The sequence below is a fragment of the Pseudoalteromonas sp. NEC-BIFX-2020_015 genome (assembly GCF_012952265.1).
Classification (GTDB): Bacteria; Pseudomonadota; Gammaproteobacteria; order Enterobacterales; family Alteromonadaceae; genus Pseudoalteromonas; species Pseudoalteromonas neustonica.
This window is the reverse complement of sequence record NZ_JABCJL010000004.1, coordinates 190,243-205,780: the sequence shown is the minus strand read 5'-3', so window position 1 is coordinate 205,780 and position 15,538 is coordinate 190,243. Positions and strand designations below refer to the sequence as shown.

Annotated in this window: 12 protein-coding genes; 4 read left to right on the top strand and 8 right to left on the bottom strand. The window is 39.4% G+C overall.

The window, feature by feature from the left end; genetic code table 11:
* Positions 1–712: 712 nt before the first annotated feature.
* Entirely contained in the window at positions 713–1,570 is an 858-nt protein-coding gene (locus HH219_RS04975; protein WP_169326808.1) for a tetratricopeptide repeat protein, read from the bottom strand.
* A gap of 86 nt (positions 1,571–1,656) precedes the next feature.
* Between HH219_RS04975 and HH219_RS04970 the strand changes: the two genes are divergently transcribed.
* A complete protein-coding gene (locus tag HH219_RS04970) occupies positions 1,657–2,967 on the top strand; it encodes an amidohydrolase (protein ID WP_169326807.1) in 1,311 nt (436 codons plus the stop codon).
* Positions 2,968–2,969: 2 nt separating this feature from the next.
* Here the strand turns inward: HH219_RS04970 and HH219_RS04965 are convergent, their stop codons facing one another.
* From HH219_RS04965 to pomA, 4 genes are all read right to left on the bottom strand, one after another.
* Positions 2,970–4,880 (bottom strand): DNA topoisomerase III, encoded by a 1,911-nt coding sequence (locus HH219_RS04965; protein ID WP_169326806.1) that lies wholly within the window; start codon positions 4,878–4,880, stop codon positions 2,970–2,972.
* Positions 4,881–4,947: 67 nt separating this feature from the next.
* Positions 4,948–5,436: a hypothetical protein gene (locus HH219_RS04960; protein WP_054206143.1), complete on the bottom strand. Its 489-nt coding sequence runs from the start codon at positions 5,434–5,436 to the stop codon at positions 4,948–4,950.
* 154 nt (positions 5,437–5,590) lie between these two features.
* Positions 5,591–6,511: a flagellar motor protein MotB gene (locus HH219_RS04955; RefSeq protein ID WP_054206144.1), complete on the bottom strand. Its 921-nt coding sequence runs from the start codon at positions 6,509–6,511 to the stop codon at positions 5,591–5,593.
* 2 nt (positions 6,512–6,513) lie between these two features.
* Positions 6,514–7,281, bottom strand: coding sequence for a flagellar motor protein PomA (gene pomA, locus HH219_RS04950; RefSeq protein ID WP_054206145.1), 768 nt, complete (start codon positions 7,279–7,281; stop codon positions 6,514–6,516).
* A gap of 302 nt (positions 7,282–7,583) precedes the next feature.
* On the opposite strand from pomA, the gene HH219_RS04945 reads away from it, so the two are divergent.
* The 3 genes from HH219_RS04945 (at position 7,584) to dxs (ending at position 10,684) form a co-directional block, all read left to right on the top strand.
* Positions 7,584–7,826 carry an exodeoxyribonuclease VII small subunit gene (locus HH219_RS04945; protein WP_054206146.1) on the top strand — a complete coding sequence of 81 codons (243 nt, stop codon included), beginning with the start codon at positions 7,584–7,586 and terminating at the stop codon, positions 7,824–7,826.
* A 3-nt stretch (positions 7,827–7,829) separates the two neighbouring features.
* The gene (ispA, locus tag HH219_RS04940) at positions 7,830–8,717 is read left to right on the top strand and encodes a (2E,6E)-farnesyl diphosphate synthase (protein WP_054206147.1); all 888 of its coding nucleotides are present in this window, start codon (positions 7,830–7,832) and stop codon (positions 8,715–8,717) included.
* Positions 8,718–8,821: 104 nt separating this feature from the next.
* Positions 8,822–10,684, top strand: a complete 1,863-nt coding sequence (dxs, locus tag HH219_RS04935) for a 1-deoxy-D-xylulose-5-phosphate synthase (protein ID WP_169326805.1) — start codon at positions 8,822–8,824, stop codon at positions 10,682–10,684.
* 75 nt (positions 10,685–10,759) lie between these two features.
* On the opposite strand, the gene HH219_RS04930 is transcribed toward dxs, so the two are convergent.
* From HH219_RS04930 to thiL, 3 genes are all read right to left on the bottom strand, one after another.
* Positions 10,760–13,846, bottom strand: coding sequence for a ligand-binding sensor domain-containing diguanylate cyclase (locus tag HH219_RS04930; RefSeq protein ID WP_054455238.1), 3,087 nt, complete (start codon positions 13,844–13,846; stop codon positions 10,760–10,762).
* A gap of 196 nt (positions 13,847–14,042) precedes the next feature.
* Complete coding sequence (locus HH219_RS04925) at positions 14,043–14,528, bottom strand: phosphatidylglycerophosphatase A (protein ID WP_054206150.1); 486 nt, start codon at positions 14,526–14,528, stop codon at positions 14,043–14,045.
* Positions 14,525–15,499, bottom strand: a complete 975-nt coding sequence (gene thiL, locus HH219_RS04920) for a thiamine-phosphate kinase (protein WP_054206151.1) — start codon at positions 15,497–15,499, stop codon at positions 14,525–14,527. The genes HH219_RS04925 and thiL overlap by 4 nt, the downstream gene beginning before the upstream one ends.
* Positions 15,500–15,538: the final 39 nt, after the last annotated feature.

The following is a 15,538-nucleotide window of genomic DNA, read 5'->3' as shown; positions in this document are numbered from 1 at the left end:
TTCAATCTGAGCCATGATCAAACTCTTCAATTAAAAGTTTTTTCTGTTCTCATCCAATAAAGAATGAAGAACCTGCTCAATGAATTCTGAATTTATTTAATATCTTTCGATATTGAATTGACTGTGCCGAATAATTATTAAAAATAACTATTCTGTTGGTCACTCAGTTTCTCTTTCGAGAAATCACATTGAGACTCTAAATTTTTTGCCTTGCTTAGCTATCTAAAAAGAAAGTTAAGCTCGGCTGTTAGAACTCAATCTGTACGAGTGCCCACACAGATGATTGCTTTATATTGTTAAAGAACGTTGCGGTTAAAGTTAAACTTTATCTCGCTAGGGCTGCGCATATTACGCTTTCCACTTTTTTTGTCAACACTTAAATTTAAACTTTATAAAAATTCAAACTCAAGTTTTACTCGACTTACTGATTAACTCTTGCCCCGCTAAGCGTTGCTGTCTGCCGTCTCAGTGGGGTCGCATTATAGGGCGCGGATGATTTTACGCAAGCGTTATTTGAAGAAAACTTGAAATAACGCACCGTTCGTTCAGTTTATGAGCTAAACAGCATAAAACCCTTAGTTATCTGTATAAAATACATACCAACGTTCTCAAAGAGGATCTTCAGTATTGTCGATTATTAGTATTTCGCAAGTTTTTAATACAAAAAAGCGCCATCCACTTTGGCGCTTTCTAAAATTCAGCTATAAATTGATTAATATAAGATACTGTATAGCTTTCTTCTGTATTTAGCAGCCAAACTATCACCACCGGGTAAAGAGGCTATAATAGCTAAGTAACTTACTTTGGCATCGGCAAAGTTCAAATCTCTTTTCAATACAGTAAAGAGTAATTCTAATGCAGGCTCTTTCTTGCCAGCTTGATCGTATGCTGCACTTAACTCTACTTTTAATTCAAGATCATTAGGATATTTTTCAACTTTCGCTTGAAGTGCTTTTAGCTCTGGCGATTCTTGTGCTTGAAGAGCTTGCTCACACTTTGCTTGAATATTTGTAAAATATGCATCTCGGTCTGTTTCATCCACCGAGCCTAATAATGCATGTGCATCATCGAGCTTATGTATTTGAATGCAGATATCTGCTAATACTAATTTTATACGCGCATTGGTGTTATCCAATTCATACGCTTGCTTAGCAAAATTAAACGCTTGATTTAAATCTTGTGCAATGAGTGCTTGCTTGGCTTGCTCTAACAACATTTCGTGAGGTTGTGGTAAGTGCTTACTTAATGCTTCTCTTATTTGAGTTTCAGCTTGTGCACCAGCTAATACATCGACTGGGGCTGAATCTTTCAATAATACTAATGTTGGTAACGTTTGCAGCCCAACTTGCTGTGCTAGTTGTGCTGCGAGTGCTTGCTCTGCATCACAATCTAATGTGGCGATCAAAATATAGTCACCATAATCTTTTGCTATTGTTTGTAAAATAGCAGCTTGAGACTGACACTCAGGGCTTTGTGCTGAGAAAAAGCTTAATAGAACTAGTTTTTGTTGTGATGTTTCACCCAGAACTTGCTGAAGATTTTGCGGATTAACATTTACCATATTATTCATTGCGATTGATTGCCATATCAGACTATTTAGGGTTTTATATGGAGGCAAACATAATAATTACAAGCCATAAACCAAAAAGGTATTTTATGAAATTTCATAGTCTATATGCTGCACTTATACTGCTTAGTCCACTTGCAAGCTCAACAACGTTAGATCTGGAGTTAGATAAAACGATGCCTGCTATTGAAAAGTTTTACTTAGATTTACACCAATCACCCGAACTTTCATACCATGAACAACAAACGGGAGCTAAGCTTGCAAAGGGATTACGGACGCTTGGCTTTGAAGTCACCGATAACATAGGCGGCTACGGTGTCGTTGGCATGTATAAAAATGGTGATGGCCCAACAGTTATGATCCGTACTGATACCGATGGCTTGCCAATTACAGAACAAACGGGCAAAGCTTACGCATCAAAGGTAACAGTAATAAATGACGAAGGGGCTAAGGTTGGAGTAATGCATGGTTGTGGTCACGATATTCATATGAGTTCGTTTATCGGCACTGCACAACAATTAATGCTGCATAAAGGTGCTTGGCAAGGTACTTTGATGATGGTGGCACAACCTGCAGAAGAAGTAGGTGGCGGCGCAAAAGCGATGCTTAAAGAAGGTTTATTCACCAAATACCCTACTCCTGATCATGTAATTGCTTTACATGTTAGTGCCGGTGTTCCTGCTGGTAAAGTAAGCATGAAGAATGAATATACTATGGCAAGTGTAGATTCAGTGGATATAACTGTCAAAGGTAAAGGTGGTCATGGCGCTTATCCACATTTGACAGTTGACCCTGTGGTGATTGCATCACGAATAATTTTGGCGCTGCAAACAATTACTAGTCGTGAATTATCTCCTCTTGAACCATCAGTAATTACGGTAGGCTCAATCCATGGTGGATCAAAACATAATGTCATTTCAAATGAGGTGAAACTACAACTAACATTACGTAGTTATAACCCTAAAATTCGCGAGCAACAAATTGCAGCGATCAAACGTATTAGTAGTGGTATTGCGTTTAGTGCGGGCTTAACTGAAGAGTTATTACCCGTTGTTTATGTACACGAAGATGAGTCGATCCCTTCAACTTATAATAATCCAGCTCAAACTGATCTTGTACGCAGTGCGATTAGCGCCGCAATTGGCCAGAGTAATGTACTAGAAACAGAAGCAGTTATGGCTGGGGAAGATTTTGGCCTATATGGCCGCACAGATAAAAAAATTCCTATTACCTTATTTTGGTTAGGTGGTGTAGAGCAAGGCCACTATCTAGCAGCTCAAAAATCAGGGGCAACTTTACCTTCTCTGCATTCCAGTAAATTTGCTCCTGACTATAAAACTGCAATCCCAACGGGTATTACCGCGATGAGTAATGCAGCGGTGGCTTTATTTAACCAATAAACTTATGCAGTTTTGGCTTTTGGTTTGGCTTTTCTTTTAAAACGTCGCTTTGGCGACGTTTTTGGTAATTGCGCAAACACGTTGCTGTTACAATTTTTGGCTAATTCAACAAATCCTACTAAATCAGCTAATAAAGGATTTAAAAATTGTTGATAACTCATTTGTTGTTCTGCAATATTGCTCAGTGACGCTTCCCATTTTGCAGTTAAATCTGGACTGGCTAAACCGTGTGGCAACGCACTGATCAATGCCTTACCTGTATCAGTTGCTAAAATAAGTTTGCCTTGGCGCTTTAAAAATTGCCTTTTAAATAACAATTCTAAAATACCCGCTCTGGTTGCTTCGGTTCCTAAGCCATCCGTTTCTTTTAATATTTTTTTAATCTCTGGATCTTTAACATAACGGCTAATGCCTGTCATCGCGCCAAGCAATGTAGCATCATTAAAATGGGCCGGTGGGCTGGTCATTTTATCGATAACTTCGCCCCGCTCACAATGTAACTTTTGACCTTTTCTTAAAGGAGGTAAGATCTGCTCATCTTTTAATGCTGTTTTTCCCATCAGTACTTTGAAACCTAAACTCACATCTTGCTTTGCGTTAGCTTTAAAAACACCACCATTAATTGTTATTTCTGCTTTTGTTTCGTTATAAATATAGTCAGGATAAAATTGGATTAGATAATGACGACAGATCAATCCATACACTTTACTTTCTTCCGCATTCAAACTTACTGACTTTAGCTGCTTAGCTGTAGGAGTAATAGCATGATGCGCCGCAACTTTACTGTCGTTAAAACACTTACCGCGTTTGTTAATATCAGCGCCTTGGCAATTTGCATCACTTTGACCACCATTAATAACAATTGCCTTTATTATACTCGCAGCTTCTTGATGATGATCTTTAGGTAAATAACGATTATCTGAACGGGGGTAGGTAATGAGCTTATGACGCTCATATAAATTTTGGCAAATATCCAATACCTTTTGTGCAGGCATTGAAAATGCTTTGGCAGCATCTATTTGTAATGCTGATAAATTATATGGCAAAGGGGCCTGTTGTTTTTTCTGCTTTTGTTCAAGCGCTGTAATTTCACCAGGTTGATTAGAAATACGTGACGCAACATTTTCAGCAAGTCCACGGTGAAGTACTCTTCCCTCTTCATCTTGATAAGGTTCACAGGCTTTACTTGGTTGCCACTTTGCAGAAAATGTCTCTTTATTTTCTGTGCTTAGATGGGCAAATACTTCATAAAATGGCTTCGCTATAAAGTTAGCTATTTCATTATCGCGATTTACCACTAAACCTAAAATAGGCGTTTGTACTCTACCTACCGATAATACATTACCAAACCCTGCTTTTTGACCTGCAAGTGTATAGGCACGCGTTAAGTTCATACCGAACAGCCAATCTGCTCGAGAGCGGGCTAAAGCAGATACACTTAACGGAATAAAATCTCGATTTGAGCGCACATTTTGCAATGATTTTTTAACTGCGCTCACATTCAAATCACTAATCAATAAGCGTTGAATACTCTGCTTTTTAGTTTGTGATAATTTTACTTGTTCGATTACTTCATCCACCAGTAACTGACCTTCGCGGTCCGGATCGCCAGCGTGAACTAGTTGATCAGCTTGTTTGATTAACTTTTTAAGTATCGTAAGTTGTTTGCGGGTTTTTGGTTTAGCTTTTAATTGCCATTGTTCAGGGACTATGGGTAAATCATCAAAGCGCCATTTTTTATACTGCTCGTTATAATCATCTGGTTCTGCTTGCTCTAGCAAATGGCCTATACACCAAGAAACACAATCACCATTAGCAACTTCAATATAGCCGTCATGTTTTTTATGGGGTTTTGGCAACGCATCGGCAATTGCACGACCAAGTGAGGGTTTTTCAGCAATGTATAATTTCATAATAACGCGCCACAACAACTGTTTATATAAACAGTATTTTAGCACAGGTAAATTAGATGGGGAATTATTAAGCTTGTGAGGTCATATCGCGCTTTTTTAAAACTAAATATATTAATGGTAGATAACACACAACCACCGTAGCTATGTTTATAATAGGTAATAATGTTTTATACATCATAGTACTATATGAAAGATCCCAAAGGTGGCGATCAAGCAGCCTAAACAACTGTAAAATTGGGGCCCCTAAAACCACTAATTGCCCCAATATGCTTTGCCATAAATACACTTTATCTTTAATGGCTAGATATGCAATTAATGCCATCCAAGCTAGATCATTGAATGCCCAAACGACATACCGATATACATATATACCGTCATCTAAATTTTTTAAAGGATCGTGTATAAGCGTACCGTAAAGAAAAAAAGCGGCGGTTATCGAAACAAAACGAAGTGCAAAAAAATCTTTACGTAAATAGAAAACAAAAATAGCTGGGCTTAAAATAAACACCCAGCTATTTTCCAAAATTAAAATAAACTTCAAAAACCAATCAGCCATAGCTATTTTTTATCTGGTTTCTTATCATCATCGTCATTGCCACCGCCATTACCTGGCATATAGCTATACTTGTCTATTTTTCTCATAAGTCACTCCGTTACACTTGTTAAGGAAAATTTACTTTATGCTAAAAAAAGTACTTTGCCAAGTATCATTAACGAACTTCTATTGGATCTGATTCTTTCGCTTTACCTTGCATTATAGAAATCTCAACACGCCGATTACGGCGTCTATCAGTATCCGTTTCATTTGGCACTAATGGGCGGGTTTCTGCGTGACCAACAACCATCATTCTTGTTTTATCAAACCCTTGTGCTTTTTGCATTTCTGTGGCAACGGCAACAGCACGCTTAGATGACAAGTCCCAATTATTGGTATATAACTCATTAGAAACTTGAAAATCATCGGTATGCCCAGAGACTGTAATTTCACCTGGCACATCTTTTAATAACGTCGCAATATCACGAATAATTGGTTTAAATTTAGGTTGTAAAAATGCGCTACCTGAAGGAAATGAACCATTTTCACGGATCCGAATAATAATTTGCTGACCAAGTGATTCAAGCTCTATTGCACCATCTATGATTTGCTGCTCCAACTGTTGAGCAATTTTTTTAACGAGTTCATTTACTTGTTCTTGATCAGCCGCCGCTGTTGATTGCTCTGATGACTGCTCTTGTGCAGTACTTTGAGATTCACCACCACGCTTATCGCCGCGCTGCTCTTGACGACCACCTGCAGAGCTTTCATCGCCCGCTTGAAACTCTAGCATTTGCTGTGTCATTTCGACGGTTTGTTGCTGAATTGTCTCTATAGGTGTTGGCTCAGGTTTACCGGGGGTAAACTCCATGGCAATCACGGACGTTCCTTTTGGAATATCTTTAACTTCTATTTTATTTTGAACACCAAAAGCAAACTTCATCGAACCCGCAATTTGCTTAAACTTGAGGACATCCATTTCTGAAAACGCGAGCAAAAGTACAAAGAAGCACATCAACAATGACATTAAATCAGCAAAGGTTCCCATCCATGCGGGCAGACCAGGTGGTGGGCATTTGCACTCTTGATCAGACATGCTTACTCCTCAGTATCCACTTTACGTTTTGACTCTGGTAAGTAGTTTTTCAAAATACCTTCTATTACTTTTGGGTTTTGGCCATCTTGAATACCCAAAACTGCATCTAGAATCAAACGCTGGTTCATTGCTTCTTCTTCTTTACGCAGCTCTAATTTCACTTGAATTGGAATTGCTACAACGTTCGCTAAAAATGCGCCGTATAATGTGGTCAAAAGCGCTACCGCCATTGCAGGTCCTATCGCTTTTGGATCATCCATGTTTGACAACATTGCCACTAACCCAATGAGCGTACCAATCATACCCATTGCAGGGCCTATATCAGCCAGTGATTTAAATAAACCGGCCCCCGTTTCATGGCGAGTAAGGGTTAAAGAAATATCTTTTTGTAATGTAGCGCGCACAACATCAGCATCGTGGCCATCTACAAGCATATCGACACCTTTGCGCATAAATCCGTTAGGGATTTCAGCCTCTTCAAGTGCTAAGAACCCTCCTTTACGTGCTGAATCAGCAAGTTCAACTGCTTTTTCAATAAGTTCTTCAGGAGATTCAATCTTAAACATGAATGCTTTGGTTACAACTTTACCTATTCCAAGAAACTGAGACATTGTAAAGTTAGATAAAACAATAAACAGTGAACCGCCAAATACGATAACCACTGACGGTGTATTGTAAAACATCGCCATTTCACCGCTACTACTCATAAACATGGACATGACAATTAAGCCAATAGCTCCGAGAATACCTATTATGGTTGCTAAATCCACTTATCCCTCCAGAGGAATCGATACATTGCTGCCACTGACAACAAATTTTTATTATTAAGCGCTTATCGGCAATTTATTGAAATACTTAAATCATTTCATATAAATAAATTAAGAATATCGAGCTGTATTTTGTTCAATTTAATTAAGTATTACAGTAAATCTCGCATTAACCTATTCTTATACTCCAATGTATTTACGAGCAAAACCAATTATTAATTAAAAAAAACACATCAGTCTTTGACCTAGTTTAGCATTCCCCCTAAAATTGGCCTCAAATTTCTATCATCTAAGTTAAATTCTGTATGGCGACTAAAAAACCAGAAAACCTCAGTTTTGAGCAAGCACTCGAAGAACTTTCATTAATCGTCACACAAATGGAGCAAGGAGAGTTATCTCTTGAGCAGTCATTAAAACAGTTCGAACGTGGGATTTCACTAGCGGGGGCATCATCGAATAAACTACAACAAGCAGAGCAAAAAGTAGCTATTCTAATGGGTAATAATAACCAATCAGCGCTTACAACTTTTGATAATGATTTGGATTAATCGGTGCCATTAAAAGAACAAATAAAACAGGCTCAACACGATGTTGAAACAACCCTTAATCAGTATTTTAAACAGCCTCTAGATACAGACGAAACCATTAAAAATGCAACTCATTATGGTGTTTTAAATGGTGGCAAACGTATACGCCCATTTTTGGTATACGCCACGGGGAAAATGCTAGGCGCAAACAAACAAGATCTTGATATTCTCGCAGCTGCCATAGAATGTATTCATAGTTATTCGCTTGTACATGATGATTTACCTGCAATGGATGATGATGACTTGCGCCGTGGTCGGCCAACATGCCATATAATGTATAGTGAGGCACAAGCTATATTGGCAGGTGATGCACTACAAACATTAGCATTTGAATTAATTGCCAATCATCAATTTAAAGTGCCTGCTCAGCAACAATTAAAAATGATTGCCGTATTGGCTAAAGCATCTGGAATTGAGGGTATGGTTGGTGGGCAAGCGTTAGATATTGCTGCTACGGATAAAGTGATTAGCTTATCTGAACTCGAACGCATGCATAATTTAAAAACAGGTGCATTATTAAACTGCGCTATAGCGCTAGGTGCCATGTGTTCTATAAATACAAATGAGCGTACACTACAGCAGCTAAGAATTTTTGGAAATGCAATTGGGTTGGCTTTTCAGGTACAAGACGATATCCTAGACGTTGAAGGCGATACATACACACTCGGAAAACCGCAAGGCTCTGATATCGCAGCAAATAAAGCAACTTACCCTGCAATATTGGGCTTAGATGGCGCAAAAGAAAAAGCACAATCATTACTCAATCAAGCACTCAATGCGCTAGCTGAAATTGATGCTGATACACGTGAGCTCGAAAACTTGGCAAAATATATTGTTGAACGCGATTATTAAATATAGCTCAACAATGAGTAAACAATGACGTACAAAATAACTAAAAAATCAGAGTAACATTGCGCTATAATGACCTCTGGTTAGCGAAGGATGTATTAAAAATCATGACACTTGATAGTAGCAAGTATCCATTATTAGGTTTGGTTGATGAACCAGCCCAACTGCGTGATTTAGCGCAAGAAAAATTACCTGCATTTAGCAATGAGTTGCGTGAATATTTACTTAATTCAGTCTCGCAAAGCAGTGGCCACCTTGCGTCAGGCTTAGGCACTGTAGAACTTACAGTAGCACTTCATTATGTTTATAACACACCTGATGATCGTTTAGTCTGGGATGTAGGCCATCAAGCCTACCCGCACAAAATTTTAACTGGTCGGCGTGACCAAATGCATACCATTCGTCAAAAAGATGGCTTACACCCTTTTCCTTTTCGCGAAGAAAGCCGATACGATACTTTTAGTGTTGGTCACTCAAGTACTTCAATCTCAGCAGCATTAGGAATGGCGATTGCTGCTCAAAAAGAAGGGAAAGGCCGTAAAACCGTCGCTGTTATTGGCGATGGGGCAATTACTGCGGGTATGGCATTTGAAGCAATGAATCACCTAGGTGATGTTAAATCTGACATGTTGATCATTTTGAATGACAACGAAATGTCGATTTCGGAAAATGTTGGCGCACTAACTAATCATTTTGCACGGATTTTATCTGGCAGTTTTTATACAAATATTCGCGAAGGTAGTAAAAAACTTTTATCTGGTGTGCCACCAGTGAAGGAATTAGCCAGTCGAATGGAAGAGCATCTTAAAGGCATGGTTATCCCGGGAACTTTCTTTGAAGAACTCGGTTTAAACTATATTGGCCCAATTGATGGCCATGATGTGAATATGCTGGTTGATACACTACGTAACATGCGTAATTTAAAAGGCCCGCAGTTACTGCATATTAAAACTCAAAAAGGCAAAGGCTATAAACCAGCTGAAGCTGATCCTATTGGCTATCATGGCGTACCTAAGTTTGACCCTGCTATTTCAAGCCTACCAAAATCCAAACCAAGCGCAGCCACGTTCTCTAAAGTATTTGGCGATTGGCTATGTGATATGGCAAGCCAAGATGAAAAGTTGATGGCAATTACCCCGGCCATGCGTGAAGGTTCAGGCATGGTTCGATTTTCAAAAGAGTATCCGGAACAATATTTTGATGTTGCCATTGCTGAACAACACGCTGTTACTTTAGCGGCTGGTTTTGCATGCGAAGGGCTGAAACCGGTTGTTGCAATTTACTCTAGTTTTTTACAGCGTGCGTATGATCAGCTCATTCACGATGTTGCGTTGCAAAATCTCCCTGTACTATTTGCTATAGACCGTGCGGGTATTGTTGGCGCTGATGGTGAAACCCACCAAGGCGCATACGATTTAAGTTTCATGCGTTGCATTCCAAATATGATTATCATGACACCTAGTGACACCAATGAGTGCCGTCAAATGTTGTATACCGGCTATCGTTGTAACAGCCCTGTTGCGGTTCGTTATCCTCGTGGTAGTGCTGGCACGACTGAGATCAGTGAGCAAATGAGTGAACTTGAGATTGGTAAAGGCCGAGTCATTAAACAAGGGACTAAAATCGCAATTTTATCTTTTGGTACGTTACTTGAAAATGCACAATTAGCCGCAGATGAACTAGGTGCTAGTCTCGTTGACATGCGCTTTGTTAAACCGCTTGATACCGTCTTAATAGACACATTATTAGCAGAGCATGACGTTATCGTTACACTTGAAGATAATGCGATTGTCGGTGGTGCTGGGTCTGCGGTTAATGAATATTTAGCAGCTATGAAAGCAACCGCTAACATTTTAAACTTAGGTATTCCAGATGAATTCATCAAGCATGGTACACAAGAGCAAATGCATGATGAAATGGGGCTAGGAGAGCAAGGTATTCTCACTGCAATTAAACAGTTTATTGATTAATTACCTGATTAATTTCCTCGTGTCACAGAAATAAAAAAGGAGCCTAAGGGCTCCTTTTTTATATTTTAAATTGCCTTATCGCATCCAAATTTTTATATCGGCGAGACCATTTGCCTGTAAAACACTGAGTTGTTGTTCAACATTATGAGTTTGTTCAAATTCAAATGCATCAAGCTGTTCATCAAACGTAATATTAGCAGCCCCGTCACCACCACGCTTTTTGACCTGCTGTAGAGCAATATCTGCTAGATTGACAGAGGTTTCCCAGCCAATTACTTGCCCACCTAAAAGTGGTAATGGGTAAAATGAAAAACCGATTGATGCTGTTAAATTTATATTACTGCCATTGGGTAATTTAAAGGTATGAGAGGCAACGGCTTTGCACAACTCTGATACGTAACTATCAATTGATGCACGTTTGAAATCTCGTAGTAATAATAAAAACTCATCACCACTCCAACGAGCAACATAATCAGAGCCCTGTGTACGGGTATTCAATAATGCAGCCATTTGTTGTAAACAACTATCTCCACCTAACGGGCCATAAGCATCATTTATGCGGCTAAAATTATCAAAATTAATAATAAGTAAAACTAAAGATTTCCCCTGCGCTTGTAACGACTGAGAATTACGTTGGAAATGCTCAATATCTTTTGGTAATTGATCAAACAAAAAGCGACGACTCCTAAGCCCTGTAAGTTCATCTGAGTGACTTACAAGTTTTAGCTGGGAGTTAACTTGGTTAAGCTTATCATTAGCTTCACGTAGCTCTGTTGTGCGCTCAGTTACCTGACTTTCAAGAGCTGCTTGCTTACGTCGTTCTTGCTTTCTAAACACCCAAAACACAAGGTAGAATAACAAAATAAAGCTGCTGGTAATGAGTAACCTAAAATAAATGGTTTCATCAAAACGTCTTGGTACTACAAACGCGTATTCGGTACTTTGAGCCTTAACCCAATCTTCACCTTGTCGCTTTGCTTCAAGTTGAAATAAGAATGGCCCTGGCGGTAAATTAGTATAAATGGCTTCACGACGAGTATTGGCATAACGCCAATCACTATCTAAACCACTAAGTCGATACCTAAATTCAATACTCGTCGGCGCAGAATAATCTATCGCTGTGTATTTAAGCGTAATATCCCGCTCATCGGTTTCAAGCTCAGGATTATCTCCTAAAGCTGCCGTAGCGAGTGTACGTAACCCAGTATTTAAACTTTCGACTTTTGGACGTAAAGGTTTAATACCGAAGAGTTCAATATCTTTAGGTATTTCAACAACACCCTGTAAACTCGGATACCACATCGAATTACCTGATTCAGCAACAGCATCATGACCTAAACCAGTGCAACACTGACTTGCTTTACCATCTAATTGGCGATCAAAAGAAGATATCACTTGCTCTACTTTTAAACTTTCAATGTCGCCACTAAATTGCTCAACCGGCATTCGATACACACCTTTCATGGTGCTAACCCAAATACGCTTTAGTTTTTCATCGTAACGCAAACTAAAAATCGACCCATATGGTAAGCCATTTGACGCATCAAGTTGATGCCACTGCCCTTGAGTACTGCGATAAAATAACCCATCATTTAACGAACCTATTAATATACCTACACCATCAATATGTAAGATACTCGTAATATAGGCGCTTTCTAAGCTTGTTTGATCACCTATTTTTTCAATACCACGATCGGTAAAATAATACGCCCCTTTACTTGTTCCTATTAGGCCAAAGTTTGCCTTATCGAGCACATAAGTAATAAACTTACTGCCTAAAAATGCATTGTAAGCAAAGGGTGTTAAGCCACCGTAGCTCAATCTATACATACCTCGGCCTGTACCAATCCAAAAGCCTCCCTTGTTGGAGCGACTGATCGCAAATACAGGGTTATCTTTTAGTGCACGCCCAGGGACTGTGTATAACGTTTTATTTTCATAGAAAAAAACACCTCGCCCTGTTGCTATATAAAGTCTATCGCCATCAAACTGTAAATCATGAACTGCCGCGCGGCCATATTGATTGCTCGGTATTTTATTTATAAAGTTTTTATCTAAATCAAAGTAGCCTACGCCACTTCGATTAGCGACCCATAATCGTCCATCCGGTGCTTGGCTAATAGCCATAACGGCTTCTGTCATTTGTGATATTGCAGAATGACGTTCAATCCTCCCTTCATGAGCAAGCCATAACCCCTCACTAAAGCTGGCAAGCCAAATGTTGTTTTCTTTATCACGGTATAAGTCCGCAAACCAAATGCTTTGGTCAAGCTGACTGGGTTCAACCCATTGCCAGTCGCCCGAATTATCCCTAAACAATAAACGTCCGTACGTTGAAATCCAGAGCGCCCCATCAGAGTCACTCATAAATTTATAAACAGCAGAATTATTTGCATTTGGGAGGGGAAAAGATCTTAGTTCATCATCAAGGTCTAAAAAGTAAGCGCCTAACTCGGAAGCCAAATACAAGTTACCTTCAAGCCAAGCTAAGTCGTGAATAATCGTTTGTGCTAATCGTTCAGGTAAGGAGACTTTAGCAGTAAGTTCTAAGCGTAATTTAGCAAAATCAGAGGATGAGTTAGTTAACCGTAATAAGTGACGTTCATTTACTAGCCATATCCCATCTGATGACAAGGCCATTTTACTGACTGAACCAACAATTTGTGTGATAGGGGTAGCGTTTGCTGCTAAGACTTGATTACTTGTATCTAGGCTTAAACTAATTTGGTTTCGAGGCACATAATATAAGCCATTAGCAGCAATCCAGATGCTCCCTTTACCATCTTCGAGTACATCTCGTACAGGGCCTTTAACATTAAATTGTTGCGCAGCCATGGTGGTTGGATCAATAACAACAATACCATCTTTGGTACCAATCCATAAATAACCATCGCTATCGACTAACAATTTATTAATACCATTACTTGGCAAAAAGTGGCTATTTAAGGTGTTGTAGTTGGTGAAGGTGTTACCATCAAAGCGGCTCAGACCAAATTGAGTACCCAACCACATATAACCCTGCTCATCTTGCACAACACTTTTAAGTGATTGTGAAGGCAAACCATTTTGTGTATTCCATTGCTTTACAACATAGTCTGTAATTGATGCCTTGCTCGGCATACTGCATAGCAGCACGGTAACAACCAATAAAAATCGCATCATAACGTCAACACCTTATTGCAAAGAACGAATACCAATTGTATTAAGCAAGTGGTCGATTATAGTGATCAAAAAAATAATCCTAAAACAATTCGACTATTGCTCCTGCACCGCCATTTCCCCATCCATGTGATTCTATAAACGCCAACGCTGCTTTGTTAAATGAACTATTTAATATAAAGCTTTAAACCTAAGACGATCAGAGCGGTAAATAGCCCAATTTGAACAATGCTTGAACACAAATTAATGAAAATATACCCGCTAAAATATCATCAGCCATTATGCCAAAACCACCATGCACACGCTTATCAAGTAAACGAATAGGGCCAGGCTTAAAAATATCAAAAAAGCGAAACAATAAAAAACCAACTAACAGAGATTGCCAACTCAGCGCAGCACCAATCATGGTAATGTAAAACCCGGCAACTTCATCCCACACAATCGCAGGATGATCGTGCACACCTAAGTCATCTGCGGTTTTGCCACATGCCCATATCCCAAAAACACTTATAACTACAGCAAAAACGATTTGTAACCACAGTGGATAATGCATAGTGATAAAAATAAACGGCAATGCTGCAAACGTGCCAAAAGTACCGGGGGCTTTAGGTGCTAGTCCTAAGCCAAAACCCAAACCAAAAAATTGATGTGGACGTTTTAAATTAAATTTTGAGGGGTTATTCAAACCGACTCCTTGGTAAAGTGTTCAAAGCCTGTACGGTCATATTCTAATTTATTACCGTCGAGCATTAGCTCAATTAGCCCTTCACCACTTTTTATTTGACCAATACAGCTCGCATCGACACCATATTGACGTAATTTCATTTCTAGCATGCTTTTATTACTGTCAGGTACAGTAAATAACAACTCATAATCATCGCCATAATTAAGAATAAAAGGCAGCTGTTGATCTCGTTTCAAAGTAGCGCGCATTGCATCTGAGGTTGGAATATTATTAACATTAATGCTCGCATTGACCTGTGACATACCAACTATATGACCAAGATCAGCTAATAAACCATCAGAAATATCTATCGCTGAAGATGCAAAACCACGTAAAACTTGACCTGCAGCAACGCGCGGAGTTGGATAATCAAACCGCTGATTAACATATCTTAGGTGTTCTGGCGCTATATTTAAACCTTGTTTTCGAGCCTCTATAGCCAAACCCGCATCGCCTAGAGGTCCAGTAACATAAATCCAATCACCTATTTTAGCACCACTACGACGCAGCGCTTTACCTTCTGGCACAATACCTTTGGCGCAAATAGTAATACTTAAAGGGCCTTGTGTAGTGTCACCACCGATAATTTGTACATTAAAGTACTCAGCAATTTCATGCATGCCCTCAGTGAACTCTTCCAACCACTCGACGTCTATATTTGGCAATGTTAAAGCAACCGAAACCCAGGTCGGCTCAGCGCCCATTGCCGCTAGATCACTTAAGTTTACAGCAAGTACACGATGGCCTAGCGCGCGCGGAGCTATATCATCAAAAAAATGCACGCCCGCAACAAGTGTATCTGTGGTAATAGCTAACTGGCAATTTTGCGGCACAGTCACCAAAGCACAGTCGTCACCAATCCCTAAATTAACATCGCGACGAGTTATACCGCGACCTTTAAAGTAGCGATTAATTAATTCAAATTCCTTCATACACAAAAAAGCCGGCCTATGCCGGCTCTCCTCTTTGCA

What these genes read in the sequence shown, in the direction of transcription:
- HH219_RS04975 (WP_169326808.1), bottom strand. Translation starts at nt 1,570, where the DNA reads ATGAATAATATGGTAAATGTTAATCCGCAAAATCTTCAGCAAGTTCTG.
- HH219_RS04970 (WP_169326807.1), top strand. Translation starts at nt 1,657, where the DNA reads ATGAAATTTCATAGTCTATATGCTGCACTTATACTGCTTAGTCCACTT.
- HH219_RS04965 (WP_169326806.1), bottom strand. Translation starts at nt 4,880, where the DNA reads ATGAAATTATACATTGCTGAAAAACCCTCACTTGGTCGTGCAATTGCC.
- HH219_RS04960 (WP_054206143.1), bottom strand. Translation starts at nt 5,436, where the DNA reads ATGGCTGATTGGTTTTTGAAGTTTATTTTAATTTTGGAAAATAGCTGG.
- HH219_RS04955 (WP_054206144.1), bottom strand. Translation starts at nt 6,511, where the DNA reads ATGTCTGATCAAGAGTGCAAATGCCCACCACCTGGTCTGCCCGCATGG.
- HH219_RS04945 (WP_054206146.1), top strand. Translation starts at nt 7,584, where the DNA reads ATGGCGACTAAAAAACCAGAAAACCTCAGTTTTGAGCAAGCACTCGAA.
- dxs (WP_169326805.1), top strand. Translation starts at nt 8,822, where the DNA reads ATGACACTTGATAGTAGCAAGTATCCATTATTAGGTTTGGTTGATGAA.
- HH219_RS04930 (WP_054455238.1), bottom strand. Translation starts at nt 13,846, where the DNA reads ATGATGCGATTTTTATTGGTTGTTACCGTGCTGCTATGCAGTATGCCG.
- thiL (WP_054206151.1), bottom strand. Translation starts at nt 15,499, where the DNA reads ATGAAGGAATTTGAATTAATTAATCGCTACTTTAAAGGTCGCGGTATA.